The sequence below is a fragment of the Williamsia limnetica genome (genome assembly GCF_003217475.1).
GTDB classification, from domain to species: domain Bacteria; phylum Actinomycetota; class Actinomycetes; order Mycobacteriales; family Mycobacteriaceae; genus Williamsia; species Williamsia limnetica.
The window spans coordinates 49,878-63,046 of record NZ_QJSP01000006.1; the positions used below are offsets into that span (position 1 = coordinate 49,878).

Sequence of the window (13,169 nt, forward strand, 5' to 3'; positions counted from 1 at the left end):
CCAAGCCGGAGAAGCCTGATCCGGTGTATGCCCATAAACTTCAGGAGCTCATCGGGGGAGCGTTCGGTGAGATGACGGTGACCATGCAGTACTTGTTCCAGGGGTGGAACTGTCGTATGGAGGGCAAGTACAAAGATTTGATCATGGATATCGCGACGGAGGAGATCGGTCACGTCGAGATGTTGGCGACGATGGTGGCGCGGTTGCTCGAGGGTGCTCCGGCGACTGAGTCGAGCAAGGCTGCTGGTGGTGATCCGGTGGTGGCTGCGGTGATGGGTGGTATGGATCCGCAGCAGGCGATTGTTGCTGGTGGTGGGGCTTTGCCGGCGGATAGTAATGGTTATCCGTGGAATGGTCGGTACATCGTGGCCAGTGGCAATTTGTTGGCGGATTTTCGGGCGAATGTGACTGCGGAGTCGCAGGGGCGTTTGCAGACGGCGCGGTTGTACAACATGACTGATGATCCTGGTGTGAAGGCGATGCTCAAGTTCAATTTGGCTCGGGATACTCATCATCAGAATTTGTGGTTGGCGGCGATTGAGGAGTTGCAGGCCGACGGGTTGGAAAGTGTTGTGGCTCCGGATGCGTTGCTTGATGAGGAGCATGCTGAGCATGCGACTGATCTGTGGCATTTGTCTGATGGTGAGTTTTCTTCGACTGGTGGGTGGGCGAACCGGTTGGCGCCGGATGGTGTGCATCAGATGGGGTTCAATGCCGATCCGCAGCCGCTGGGCGACAAGGCGAGTCCGCCGCCGCCGGATCCGAAGTTGTATGCGACGTACGACGGTGCCAAAGGCACTCCGCAGAATGCGCAGTTGGGTACCGAGAAGGGTGTCATGGGCAAGTTGAAAGACGCCATCCCCGACTGAGACGACGCTGTTGAGTCGGCGGCGACAGTTGGGCGCCGCCGGCCCGACGTCCTTGATTCATATCTTTTTCCTTCGCCATGGAAAGGCACGGTCATGGTCACTTCTGATCACCTCACACGCTCACCGCTCCGAGTGGCTGCACTGCTTGTCGCGGCCACCTTCTTGGTGGTTGGCATCTTCGGGTTCATTCCGGGAATCACCACCAATTACGACACCCTCAGTTTCGCGGGACATGACTCTCACGCAGAACTCTTGGGCATTTTCCACGTGTCGATCCTGCATAACCTCGTGCATCTGTTGTTCGGTGCGGTAGGTGTGGTCCTCGCGAGATCGTTTGCCGGGGCTCGGACTTACCTGATCGGCGGCGGCGCGATCTATCTGGTGCTCTGGCTCTACGGACTGATCATCGACAAAGACTCCGGAGCCAATTTCATCCCCGTCAACACCGCCGACGATTGGCTGCACTTCGGGCTGGGCGTAGGAATGATCGCGCTGGGCTTGATCCTGGGACGCCGCCGCCCGGCAACCACCGGCCCAGGCACCACCCGCCCAGCACGGTGAACGTCACATGACCGAGCACCGCACCCCGGCGTCATGGGGTGTGTCGCGTCGCGACGGGTACAGCAGCGGCGTGACAATTTGGAAAGTGAACTGCGATCGGTGCGAACACCGGATCACCGTGGTGGCCGTCGAGAGCCGCCACGACGCCGAACGCATCGCCGCAGCCGACGGCTGGGACGTCTGCTCCAGACACACGCTGTGTCCGGCTTGCGCCAGCTCAGGCGGTTGCTACGTGCCCAGGACGGCCCGAGAGTCGCGCCCCGAGCCGCGCCCGCTGACCCGTCACGCGCCTGAACGAGGGCACCCACAATCTCAAGGAGATCCATAAACAAGAGCTACCTACGTCGATCAGTGCACCGACGTGGTCGGGTGCGCGGGTCTTCGCAATCCACGGCTTCACCGGCGCCGGGAGCCCGGAGCCGGAGAGGGTCGGATCACTTCACCCTGCGGTGGATTGAAGGTCGAACTGCTGTCCTGCGGTGATGGCCGTATCGGTGTGCTTTCGCAGAGAACGGCGAGGCCAGAACTCTGCGGCAGAAGCTACATAGCCACGGTGGCGGAACTCCAAACCAGGGCGGACGAAACTGAGCCAGTAGGGCGAGGATCCGCCTGTAAGAGAACGTGTTTGTGAGGCGGCGCCCAGCTCTGTTTTGAACCAGACGCCTGAACCCGTCCGGCAATGCAGTCGGGTCCTGAGGAGGACGTACCGCCAGCGCTGCGGACTCAAACACCGCCTGATGGGAGTTGGCGAGTGCACACTGTCATGCCCGACAAGGCCGAGTCATGTTGTCTCCGATTGCGTGCGCGTGCAGCGATGAGGCAATGGCATGCCGTAGATGCAGATGGTCATCAAAATCAACGGTGCGAGCGCCGTAACGCTGAATTGGGTCACTGCCTCTGCCGGCGACCACCAGTACATCGTCGGGGCGAGCCAATTCGACGGCGTAGTCGATGGCCGTTCGACGGTCGGGCACCTCCACCACCTGTGCATGGCGGGCCTGGTGTGCACCGAGTAGCACCTGTGATCGGATTGCGGCCGGATCTTCGTCCTCGGGACTTTCATCGGTCACGATGACGATGTCGGCATAGGTCGCTGCGTACTTGCCCAGGGGCCGGCGCTTGTTCGGGTCGCGGCCTCCCGTGGCTCCTGCTACCACGATGAGGCGGCCGGAGGTCAGCGATCTCAGATAGGGCAGCAAGGCCTGCTGGCCGGCTGTGTTGTGCATGTAGTCGACGATGGCGGTGAAGGGTTGTCCCGCGTGTATTGGTTGGCAACGTCCGGCGATGGCTGTCAGCGAGGACATGCCGTCGGCCGTGGTGGCGAGGTCGGCGCCGTCGGCGATCAAAGCCGTCAGGGCCAGTAGTGCGTTGTCCACCTGGAATGCGCCCATCGTGTGCAGACGCACCTCTGCACGGCCCACGGGGCTGTGGACGTCGAACCGTGATCCCGTCTCGTCGCAGATGATGCGGTCTGCATATATGTCTGCGGCGTTATCGTGGGAGCTACAGGTCCAGACCTCGGCGCCGGCGGTCGCAGCGAGGCGCCGCCCGTACTCGTCGGCGATGTTGACCACGGCCAGATCGGTTCGTTCAGCGTCGAACATCGAAGCTTTTGTCGCATAGTAGTTTTCCATCGAGCCGTGGTAGTCGAGATGGTCCGGCGCGAGGTTCGTAAAAGCCATGGCACGGTATCGGATGCCGTCGATGCGTTGTTGGTCAATGGCATGGGAAGAGACTTCCATCGCGCACGCAGTGACTCCCGAGCGGCGAAAGTGCGCGAGCGTCTGGTGCAGCGCCGCTGCCTCGGGAGTGGTGCGGACCGGTACCCACTGGAGTCCGGGTCCGCGGATGCGGGCACCGGAGATCAGACCCGGAGTTTCGCCGGTGGCGGCCAGGCCGGCGTCCACAAAATGCGCGGTGCTGGTCTTGCCATTGGTGCCGGTGACGCCGAATACGCGCGGGGTGCTCGGCGAAGTGCCGTAGAACCAGGCGCACAGGTGGCCCATGATCTGCCGCGGATCGTGCACGACCATGGTCGGCAACACGGACGAGGGGCGGTCGCTGATCACGGCCACGGCGCCTGCGCCCGCCGCCTGCACTTCGAATTCCAAACCATGCCAGTTGTTTCCGCGCATCGCTACATAGATGTCGCCAGGACGCACCGTGCGCGAATCGTCCCGGATGTCCCGGGCGAGGGCCCCGTGGTCTGCGCGGGTTCCGCCCAGCACGGCACTGTTCAAGTACGTTGACACTTCAGCGACGGTCACAGACGGCGCAGGTGTCCGTGAGATGACCGCACGTTCCACGCTCGAGCATTACCCAGTCATCGCTGGAGCAAACTCTTGTTCTCGTATCACGCGCGAGGCGATGACAGATTCGCCTACTTTGCCTACACTCGTTGATGGTTGAGCCCGTGGCCTCTGATGCCCGCTTGTAGCGAGGAGACCTCTGTGCGTTTGTCTTCTGCCGATCACCACACTTTGCCCCTCGCTATGTGCCAGATCCTGCGCACCGGTAACGAATTCGAATCGAGACGGACTGGAGTGATACATGGCTACAACAGTCGGTGACGTGGTACTCGAACGGCTGCGGCAGTGGGACGTCGGTCAAGTCTTCGGCTACCCGGGCGACGGAATCAACGGTTTGCTGGCGTCGTGGGCTGACGCCGATGACAAACCGCAATTCGTACAGTCGCGGCATGAGGAGATGTCAGCATTCGAGGCGGTGGGTTTCGCCAAGTTCTCGGGCTCGATCGGCGTATGCGCAGCCACGAGCGGACCTGGCGGCGTTCACCTGCTCAATGGTCTCTACGACGCCAAACTCGATCACGTGCCGGTGCTGGCACTGGTCGGGCAGACCGAGCGAAGCGCGATGGGTGGGTCGTATCAGCAAGAGATCGACATGCTCTCGCTCTACAAAGACGTCTGCAGCGACTACGTCCAGATGTGCATGGTCCCCGAGCAGATACCCAACCTGATCGACCGTGCCATCCGGATCGCGTTGACGGAGAGGGCCCCGACGGCATTGATCTTTCCGTCCGACGTCTTCGAACTGGAGTATTCGCCGCCCGGGCACACGTTCAAGCACGTGCCGTCGAGTCTCGGCCTCTCGCCATCGGTCGCGCACGCCGACGACGAGGCCGTGCGTCAGGCTGCTGAGCTGCTCAACGCAGGATCCAAAGTTGCGCTCCTGGTCGGGCAGGGAGCACGCGGCTGTGTCGACGAACTCACCGAGGTGGCCGATCTTCTCGGCGCCGGCTGCGCAAAGGCGCTGCTGGGCAGGGACGTGCTGTCCGACGAGTTGCCCTGGGTCACCGGATCCATCGGTCTGCTCGGTACCACCGCGAGCCATCACCTGATGCGGGACTGCGACACGCTGCTCACTGTCGGTTCGAACTTTCCCTACACCCAGTTCCTTCCGGAACTCGACCAGGCCAGGGCGGTGCAGATCGACCTGTCAGGGAAATGGGTGGGGATGCGCTATCCGTATGAGCTGAATATCGTGGGAGACGCGAAAACCACTCTACGCCAGCTTATCCCGTTGTTGGAGCGTAAGAGCGACCGTGGGTGGCGCGACAACATCGAGAAGCGGGTCGAGCGCTGGCGGACCACCGCGCAGCGTCAGGCGATGACGAGCGCCGATCCGATCAATCCGATGAGGATCTTTCACGAGTTCTCGTTGAGGGCGCCGGGTGACTCGATCATCGCCGCGGACTCCGGAAGCGCCGCCAACTGGTACGCACGGCACATCACATTCAAGGACCGAATGCGTGGATCACTGTCTGGGACGTTGGCCACGATGGGGCCGGCCGTCCCATACGTCATCGGCGCCAAGTGGGCGTACCCCGATCGTCCCGGTATCGCGTTCGAGGGCGACGGAGCCATGCAGATGAACGGCATGGCCGAGCTTCTCACGGTCGCTCGCTACTGGAAGCAGTGGACAGACCCACGATTGGTGGTGGCTGTCTTACACAACAACGACCTCAACCAGGTCACCTGGGAACAGCGAGCGATGGAGGGGTCCCCGAAGTTCGCTGCCTCCCAGACCCTTCCGGACGTCGACTTCGCTGCCTTTGCTCGCGGCATCGGCCTACACGGCATCAATGTCGATGACCCGAACCAGGTCGGATCGGCGTGGGACAGTGCCTTGGCCGCTGATCGACCGACCGTACTGGACATCCGCTGTGATCCGAGCGTGCCGCCCATTCCGCCGCACGCAACTCTGGAGCAGGCGAAGTCGTTGAGCGCTGCCCTGATCGACGGAGACGAAGACGCGTGGGACGTGGTGAAGCAAGGTGCGAAACAAAAGATCCAGCAGTACCTTCCGGGCACCAAATGACGAAGAATCTGTGCCTGCAGGACGCATAGGCAGGCGGTTGATCGGGTATTCGCCCGTCATGACGAACGACACTCAGGTCAGACCGCTGGCTCTGGTAACCGGTGCCTCGCAGGGCATCGGGTTCGAATTGGCCACATTGTTCGCTCGCGACGGCTATGACCTCCTCGTCGTCGCCGAAGGGGGCTCGACACTCGACGAAGCGGTGACAACCCTGCGCGCCTGCGGCTCCGCTGTGGCTCCAGTGGTTGCCGATCTACGTACCGAAGACGGGGTGCGTGAGGTGTACGACGCTGTCGCAGCCGATGGCCGCGGCTTGACTGCAGCAGCGATCAACGCCGGCGTCGGACAGGGCGGGTCGTTCGTCGACACCCCGTTGGCGGACACGATGTCGGTCATCGATCTGAATGTCCGCTCGACGGTCCACCTGACCAAGTTGGTTCTCGACGACATGGCGGCGCGTGACGAGGGGAGGATTCTGCTGACCTCGTCGATTGCCGCCACCATGCCTGGTCCGTATCAGGCCGTGTACAACGCGTCGAAATCGTTCGTGCAGTCGTTTGCCGAAGCCCTGCAGGGTGAACTCGCCGACAGCGCAGTGACTCTGACGGCATTGATGCCAGGGCCCACCGCCACCAACTTCTTTCACCGCGCAGGGCTTGACGACACGAAGATGGGGCAGAGCAGCAAGGACGACCCGGCTGCCGTCGCCCGGCAAGGCTACGACGCACTGTTGGCAGGTAAACGAAAGGTCGTCGCCAGTTCGATGACGTCGAAAGTGATGGCCGCGGCCGATGCCGTTCTTCCTGATGCAGCCAAAGCCGCCGCGCACCGGTTCATGGCCAAACCGGGCGGCGGTCGCTAGACCATCGCATAAAGCCGAATCGAAAGGAAGGAAGTCCACATGACAACACCAGAATCAGACGCGCCGATTCCGGATGCCGACACCGCGGATGCGCTCGAGCAGAACATTCCCGTCGCAGCAGACGACGACGACGAAGCGTACCCCCGCGCCACCGATGACGGCCCGGGCGACATCTTTGTCAGCCCGCCACCGAGGTGACCGATCGGTGGCGGGCCGTGCGTGGGTTCACTTTCATCTCTGCCGATGGACTCCGGCGCCCTGGGAGTACGACAGGTGCCCACCCAGCGCACCGCCCACTCCCGCAAACGTAAGACCGGCGAGGGTCCACGCCGACCCACTCGCTCGTGCGCCCCGACGGCGTAGGGACCACGACTTTGCGAGACAGGTGATTCCAAGTGAATTGGCGAGGACGTGGGTAACGGCTACACGCCTCTGGGCGCTGTCGAGTGTGGTGTACTCCACCAACCCTGTAGCTGACGCCGGTGCTGCTGCCAGGATCCCGAACGCCAGAACACGCCGTGCAGCGTCGCGCTGACCCGCGATGTCGAGCATCGGCACGGACATCCAGGCTCCGATAGGAACCGTCACGAGGATGGGGTGCAGCGGATGACCCAGCCAGCGACCGAGCAGCAGCGAGGACACATCGGGTGACAACCTGCGCTCGATCGCGGCGGACAGTTGGCCGGCTGGGCCATCCAGCACCGATAGTCGCTCGGCCATTTTCAGCAGTTTGCCGGGGAGCCGAAGCCGGTCGGCGCCCGAGGCATCGGTGCCCAGAGCATCGGGCGGCGTTGTGGCCTCCGGTGAATCGGGCAGTTGGTCAGGGGTTGTGAGACGGTCCGCGCCGTCAGCTGGGATAGTCATGCTTGAGGGTTCCCACGCGCCTGCGCGTCAATCATGATTGTTCGCTGCGGGCGCCACCGGCCGTTACCGGTGCCGCTCGAGTGCTTGATCGACGGCGGTTTCGATACCTTGATCCCATGGGTCGCCGTGTCCGGGCAGCACCACCTGTGCGTGGGTGTCGACAACCGCAGACAACGACTGCCTGGCCAATGCGACATTCGCAGTCGCCGCACCCGGAACCACTCTGGGCCCGACGCGGCCGGTATACGGGTCGAGAGTGACCAGGGCGTCACCCACGATGACCGCGTCGCGGTCCGGGAAGTGCACCGCGACATGACCGAAGGTGTGCCCCGGCGTGTGGATCAGTGTCGGACCGCCCGGGAGTTCGGACCCGATGCCGACCGGTTCGAGATCGTCGACGCCGCGGACCCATAGGGCACCGGCGGCCGCCATTCGTCCGAGGATCGGCAGCGATGCCGGATGACGTAGGGGGAACAAGATTCGCGACTGTTCGCGCTGGTATCGATAGGGATGGCGCGCGAGTGCACTGTCGGCTTGGTGCACCCAGATCGGTACGTTCCACTCCCGTTGTATTCGCGCGGCCATCCCGACGTGATCGAAGTGCCCGTGGGTCAGGAGAACACCGGCCACGTCTGCGGGTGTCTTGCCCAATTGCGTGAGGGCCTGGTGCAGTTGCGTCCACATTCGCGGCAGACCGGCATCGACAACGAGTAGCCGGTCGTCGACTTCCACGAGATATACGTTGGTGGCAGCTCGTTCGAGGCGGTGGACCCCCGGAGCGACGTCGGTGTTCAGTATCAAGGTTTGTTCCCCGGCGAAGATGCAGGCGACTCGCCGGCGGTGGCGTCATCGTCGCCTTCGGCTTGATCAGGTTGTTGTGTCGTCGAAGTCAGCATGTCCGGGTCTGCGTCGGGATCGTAGTCATCGTCAGATGTGTGGGGGTCGGTCATCTGGATCCTCCTGCGGTGTTGGCCGCCGGGGCTGCCCCGGTGGCGTTGTAGGAATACTGAGTCGACATCAAGTGCTCCATCGCGGTGGTGGACGACGGGAACAGCGCAGCGCCGGGCCTGGTGCGGCCACACCACCACACAATGTCCGGTGACTTGGTCACTTTGGGTCCTCGTTCCAGGACGATTCATGCGTGCCGACGGTGAACGGTTCCCGCCGGACCGATTCTGCTTCTTTGCTCTCATGTTGGGCACCGACGTGTGCTTCGGTGCGCATCCGTTCGACCATGTGCGGGTAGTGCAGTTCAAACGCCGGCCTCTCGGACCGGATTCTCGGTAGTTCGGAGAAGTTGTGTCGTGGGGGTGGGCAACTGGTGGCCCATTCGAGGGAGTTGCCGAAACCCCAGGGATCGTCGACGGTGACCACCTCGCCGAACCGATAGGAACGGAACACGTTCCACAGGAACGGCACCACGGAAAGCCCCAGGATGGCGGCGCCGATGGTGGAGACGATGTTGAGTGCGGTGAAGCCGTCGGAGCCGAGATAGTCGGCGTAGCGACGGGGCATCCCTTCCGCGCCGAGCCAGTGCTGCACCAGGAACGTGGTGTGAAACCCGATGAACGTCAACCAGAAGTGGATCTTCCCGAGGCGTTCGTCGAGCATGCGGCCGGTCATCTTGGGGAACCAGAAGTAGATGCCCGCATAGGTGGCGAAGACAATGGTCCCGAACAAGACGTAGTGGAAGTGGGCGACGACGAAGTAACTGTCGGTGACGTGAAAGTCCAGAGGCGGACTTGCGAGGATGATTCCGGACAGGCCGCCGAACAAGAACGTGACAAGGAATCCGACGGAGAACATCATCGGTGCCTCGAACGTGATGTGGCCCTTCCACATCGTGCCGATCCAGTTGAAGAACTTGACCCCTGTCGGTACGGCGATGAGGAATGTCATGAACGAGAAGAACGGCAACAGGACCGCTCCGGTGGCGTACATGTGGTGCGCCCAGACCGCGACGGACAGAGCGGCGATCGCCAACGTCGCGTACACGAGCCCGGTGTAGCCGAAGATGGGTTTGCGGCTGAAGACGGGGAAGATCTCGGTGACGATCCCGAAAAATGGCAGCGCGATGATGTAGACCTCGGGGTGGCCGAAGAACCAGAACAGGTGCTGCCACAAAATGGCTCCGCCGTTCGCGGGGTTGAAGATCTGGGCGCCGAATCGCCGGTCGACTTCCAATGCCATCAACGCCGCGGTGAGCAGCGGAAACGCGAGCAGGATCAGGACGCTGGTCACGAGCGTGTTCCAGGTGAAGATGGGCATCCGGAACATCGTCATCCCCGGTGCGCGCAGGCACACGACGGTGGTGATGATGTTGACTGCGCCCAGAATGGTGCCCAGTCCGGAAACTGCCAGTCCCAAGGCCCACATGTCGGCGCCGGGGCCGGGAGAGTGCGTGGCGTCGGTGAGGGGAGTGTAAGCGGTCCAGCCGAAGTCGGCTGCGCCCTCTGGGAGAGCGAAACCGCCGAGTGCCACAGTCGATCCGAAGACGAACAGCCAGAAACTCAGTGCGTTGAGCCGGGGGAAGGCAACATCGGGGGCGCCGATCTGCAGGGGTAGGACAACATTCGCAAAGCCGATGACCACGGGGGTGGCGTACATCAGCAGCATGACGGTGCCGTGCATGGTGAACAGTTGGTTGTACTGCTCTGTGGACAGGAACTGCAGCCCGGGTTTGGTCAGCTCTGTGCGCATCAGTAGCGCCATCAGGCCGCCCATGAGGAAGAAGGCGAAGCACGCGACGAGGTACATGTTCCCGATCAACCTGTGATCGGTGGTGGTCAGAATCCTATAGATCGCTGACCCTTTGGGACCGGTACGTGCAGGGTAGGGGCGCACCGCGCGTATCTGATCGACCGGCTTGTCTACGGTAGTCACAATTGAAATCCCCCTTGGACCCGGAGTCTCACGAACACGTCGTATTCGCCGCCGCTGGCGCGCGACGGATCACCCACCGTGGTGAAGGCATCGGCCTTTGGTGCTGCCGATATCTTCGGCGAGCACGCCGCGGCCGCGCTGCGTGTGGACCGACATTGGCTTCAGCGCCCACACCGAGGACGGAAAGTGCCTGCAGGTGATAATGATTCGCCGCTTCGTGACGATAGACGGGATCGCTGGAAACCCCGTGGGATGAATCGGAAGGCAGCTCGCTTTTTGAGCCATACACGCGCTCACGGCTGAGTGCGAGCTGGGCCTACAACCCAGGTGCTTCGAGCTTAAACCAGGTTCGGAGCGTGCACAACAGTGTCGAATCAGTGCAGGAGTAGGTAGCCGATCAGCGCCATGGCAACGACGAGGACCGCGATCGTCTGGACAACGGCAACGATGAACATCAGCAGCGGATGCGGCGGGCGGGTGGTGTCAATGGCGGGCGGCGACGCAGTCTGGCGTCGGACCGTGGCGATGCGCATCAGGTTCTCCGGGATTGGTGGTGAAAGAGCCACAGTGCTCGGGCGGCGGCGGGGTTCTCGTCCCCACCGCTGGCGGCGGGCCAGCGCGATAGGCTTCGCGCGCTGAACGTCTGGGTCTTTTCACCACAGAATGGCCGCGTCATGTCGCATGGCGGGCGGTGGTTGGCGGCCTCGCTTCGACCTGGAATGTGTACGTGGCCTGTGTGCTCAGGGCCAGAGTTCAAACCGGGCTCAGTATGTCATGCGTCCGGGGTCCGCGGGGTGCGCGTAGAGGGGTCCTCGCCTCTGGTCAGTGGCGGGACGTGTTCGATCCGGCCGGCCACACGTGCCAGAAGGCGGCTTGTCGACTGTGCTGCGTCGGCGTATCTGGAATGGGTTCGGCAGTAGCGGTCGAGACGGTCTCTGGATCGGTCGAGGACGGTCAAGGGCGCGGCTGCCAGGACGTTGCCGGGTGGTCGCCGGGCAACGACGGGGTGTGGATGAGTAGGAGCGGTGCGACGCACCGCTTCCCAGGCGAGCCCCAGTCGCACCAGGTCACCGTTGCTCGCCTGTTGTTGTAGCCGTGGCAGTAGCTGATCTTCTTCGTCGCGCACATCCTCGCGTAGCAGTTCGACGATCTTGCCGAAGAGGTCGTGATGCTGCTGCGAGTCGACGTCGAGTTGTTCGAGCTCGGTGAACAGTTCGTTGATTTCCTGGTGTTCGTGCTCGATCTGCAGGGTGAGCTGTTCGCCGTCGGGTACGGCGCGGCGGATGTAAGGCCACAACACGGATTCCTCGGCGAATGCGTGCGGAAAGACCAAGCGACACAACGTGGTCAGCAACTCCTGCCGTTCAGTGCCGTGCGCTGCTTCAACGGATCGGATCAGGCGGTCGAGCTCGATGTGGTCGTGTTTTTGGCGGGTCAGAACGCTGAGCCGGCCGCCGAGCTGAGTGTCGGACTGCTGCGAGAGCGAGACATGCATGAGTACCTCCTCGTACTGAACCGGCCACCAGTACGACTGAGTGCCGACGCATCGAACGCGAGATCGCCACGGCATTTTGTATGGCTTTGAATTCAGTGCCCCCTGACATCGCGCAGTAAACCTTCTTTGCTCGATTCGGTTTGAACTCTCGAGCACGGGGGGATACTGCCGATGTCTGAGCGGGTGCGGGTAACTCCCGGGCCGCGTTCTCGGATGCTGTCGGTGCGCTGCGGCGGCCATTGAGCTGGTCTGGAAGCGGCCGGCGTCCCTTTTGTCATTCTGTGCACTTGTTGTGTGCCTGGAGTCTGTGGGCATGCATTTGTGGCTATGTGTTGAATGGAGCCAACATGTTTCGTCATACCGATTATCTGCAGTTCGATGCGAAGCCGGAGAAGCCTGATCCGGTGTATGCCCATAAACTTCAGGAGCTCATCGGGGGAGCGTTCGGTGAGATGACGGTGACCATGCAGTACTTGTTCCAGGGGTGGAACTGTCGTATGGAGGGCAAGTACAAAGATTTGATCATGGATATCGCGACGGAGGAGATCGGTCACGTCGAGATGTTGGCGACGATGGTGGCGCGGTTGCTCGAGGGTGCTCCGGCGACTGAGTCGAGCAAGGCTGCTGGTGGTGATCCGGTGGTGGCTGCGGTGATGGGTGGTATGGATCCGCAGCAGGCGATTGTTGCTGGTGGTGGGGCTTTGCCGGCGGATAGTAATGGTTATCCGTGGAATGGTCGGTACATCGTGGCCAGTGGCAATTTGTTGGCGGATTTTCGGGCGAATGTGACTGCGGAGTCGCAGGGGCGTTTGCAGACGGCGCGGTTGTACAACATGACTGATGATCCTGGTGTGAAGGCGATGCTCAAGTTCAATTTGGCTCGGGATACTCATCATCAGAATTTGTGGTTGGCGGCGATTGAGGAGTTGCAGGCCGACGGGTTGGAAAGTGTTGTGGCTCCGGATGCGTTGCTTGATGAGGAGCATGCTGAGCATGCGACTGATCTGTGGCATTTGTCTGATGGTGAGTTTTCTTCGACTGGTGGGTGGGCGAACCGGTTGGCGCCGGATGGTGTGCATCAGATGGGGTTCAATGCCGATCCGCAGCCGCTGGGCGACAAGGCGAGTCCGCCGCCGCCGGATCCGAAGTTGTATGCGACGTACGACGGTGCCAAAGGCACTCCGCAGAATGCGCAGTTGGGTACCGAGAAGGGTGTCATGGGCAAGTTGAAAGACGCCATCCCCGACTGATAAGGGCTTTCTGACTGGGGCGGTGCAACGTTCAAGACGGCAAACCT

At 62.2% G+C, this 13,169-nt stretch carries 14 protein-coding genes; 6 read left to right on the forward strand and 8 right to left on the reverse strand.

All coding sequences use genetic code 11. The features are described 5' to 3' along the window. Together DFR67_RS11170 and DFR67_RS11175 are read left to right on the forward strand one after the other, a co-directional pair. Positions 1 to 869, forward strand: an 869-nt coding sequence (locus tag DFR67_RS11170; RefSeq protein ID WP_110469622.1) for a manganese catalase, incomplete at its 5' end; no start/stop codon positions are given. Between the two features lie 93 nt (positions 870 to 962). Continuing rightward, positions 963 to 1,430, forward strand: coding sequence for a DUF4383 domain-containing protein (locus tag DFR67_RS11175; protein ID WP_110469623.1), 468 nt, complete (start codon positions 963 to 965; stop codon positions 1,428 to 1,430). 761 nt (positions 1,431 to 2,191) lie between these two features. On the opposite strand, the gene DFR67_RS11180 is transcribed toward DFR67_RS11175, so the two are convergent. Further along, positions 2,192 to 3,682, reverse strand: a complete 1,491-nt coding sequence (locus DFR67_RS11180; protein WP_245937882.1) for a UDP-N-acetylmuramoyl-L-alanyl-D-glutamate--2,6-diaminopimelate ligase — start codon at positions 3,680 to 3,682, stop codon at positions 2,192 to 2,194. 298 nt (positions 3,683 to 3,980) lie between these two features. On the opposite strand from DFR67_RS11180, the gene DFR67_RS11185 reads away from it, so the two are divergent. The 3 genes from DFR67_RS11185 to DFR67_RS30485 are packed head-to-tail and all read left to right on the forward strand — an operon-like array spanning position 3,981 to position 6,828. Beyond that, positions 3,981 to 5,768: a thiamine pyrophosphate-requiring protein gene (locus DFR67_RS11185; RefSeq protein ID WP_110469624.1), complete on the forward strand. Its 1,788-nt coding sequence runs from the start codon at positions 3,981 to 3,983 to the stop codon at positions 5,766 to 5,768. A gap of 58 nt (positions 5,769 to 5,826) precedes the next feature. After that, complete coding sequence (locus tag DFR67_RS11190; protein ID WP_110469625.1) at positions 5,827 to 6,630, forward strand: SDR family NAD(P)-dependent oxidoreductase; 804 nt, start codon at positions 5,827 to 5,829, stop codon at positions 6,628 to 6,630. A gap of 39 nt (positions 6,631 to 6,669) precedes the next feature. Beyond that, positions 6,670 to 6,828 carry a hypothetical protein gene (locus tag DFR67_RS30485; protein ID WP_158539948.1) on the forward strand — a complete coding sequence of 53 codons (159 nt, stop codon included), beginning with the start codon at positions 6,670 to 6,672 and terminating at the stop codon, positions 6,826 to 6,828. A gap of 33 nt (positions 6,829 to 6,861) precedes the next feature. Here DFR67_RS30485 and DFR67_RS11195 read toward each other — a convergent pair whose 3' ends face one another. The 7 genes from DFR67_RS11195 to DFR67_RS11210 form a co-directional block, all read right to left on the reverse strand. Then, positions 6,862 to 7,494, reverse strand: a complete 633-nt coding sequence (locus DFR67_RS11195; RefSeq protein ID WP_110469626.1) for a DUF2231 domain-containing protein — start codon at positions 7,492 to 7,494, stop codon at positions 6,862 to 6,864. A 63-nt stretch (positions 7,495 to 7,557) separates the two neighbouring features. Beyond that, complete coding sequence (locus tag DFR67_RS11200) at positions 7,558 to 8,292, reverse strand: MBL fold metallo-hydrolase (protein WP_110469846.1); 735 nt, start codon at positions 8,290 to 8,292, stop codon at positions 7,558 to 7,560. Then, complete coding sequence (locus DFR67_RS30780; RefSeq protein WP_170135212.1) at positions 8,292 to 8,444, reverse strand: hypothetical protein; 153 nt, start codon at positions 8,442 to 8,444, stop codon at positions 8,292 to 8,294. The genes DFR67_RS11200 and DFR67_RS30780 overlap by 1 nt, the downstream gene beginning before the upstream one ends. After that, positions 8,441 to 8,605 (reverse strand): hypothetical protein, encoded by a 165-nt coding sequence (locus tag DFR67_RS30490; RefSeq protein ID WP_158539949.1) that lies wholly within the window; start codon positions 8,603 to 8,605, stop codon positions 8,441 to 8,443. Before DFR67_RS30490 ends, DFR67_RS30780 begins: the two co-directional genes overlap by 4 nt. Next, entirely contained in the window at positions 8,602 to 10,377 is a 1,776-nt protein-coding gene (ctaD, locus tag DFR67_RS11205) for an aa3-type cytochrome oxidase subunit I (RefSeq protein WP_110469627.1), read from the reverse strand. Before ctaD ends, DFR67_RS30490 begins: the two co-directional genes overlap by 4 nt. A gap of 374 nt (positions 10,378 to 10,751) precedes the next feature. Continuing rightward, complete coding sequence (locus DFR67_RS30495) at positions 10,752 to 10,910, reverse strand: hypothetical protein (protein WP_158539950.1); 159 nt, start codon at positions 10,908 to 10,910, stop codon at positions 10,752 to 10,754. A gap of 239 nt (positions 10,911 to 11,149) precedes the next feature. Beyond that, positions 11,150 to 11,872 (reverse strand): hemerythrin domain-containing protein, encoded by a 723-nt coding sequence (locus tag DFR67_RS11210; protein ID WP_110469847.1) that lies wholly within the window; start codon positions 11,870 to 11,872, stop codon positions 11,150 to 11,152. A 347-nt stretch (positions 11,873 to 12,219) separates the two neighbouring features. Between DFR67_RS11210 and DFR67_RS11215 the strand changes: the two genes are divergently transcribed. Beyond that, positions 12,220 to 13,122 (forward strand): manganese catalase, encoded by a 903-nt coding sequence (locus DFR67_RS11215; RefSeq protein ID WP_110469628.1) that lies wholly within the window; start codon positions 12,220 to 12,222, stop codon positions 13,120 to 13,122. Positions 13,123 to 13,169 lie beyond the last annotated feature (47 nt).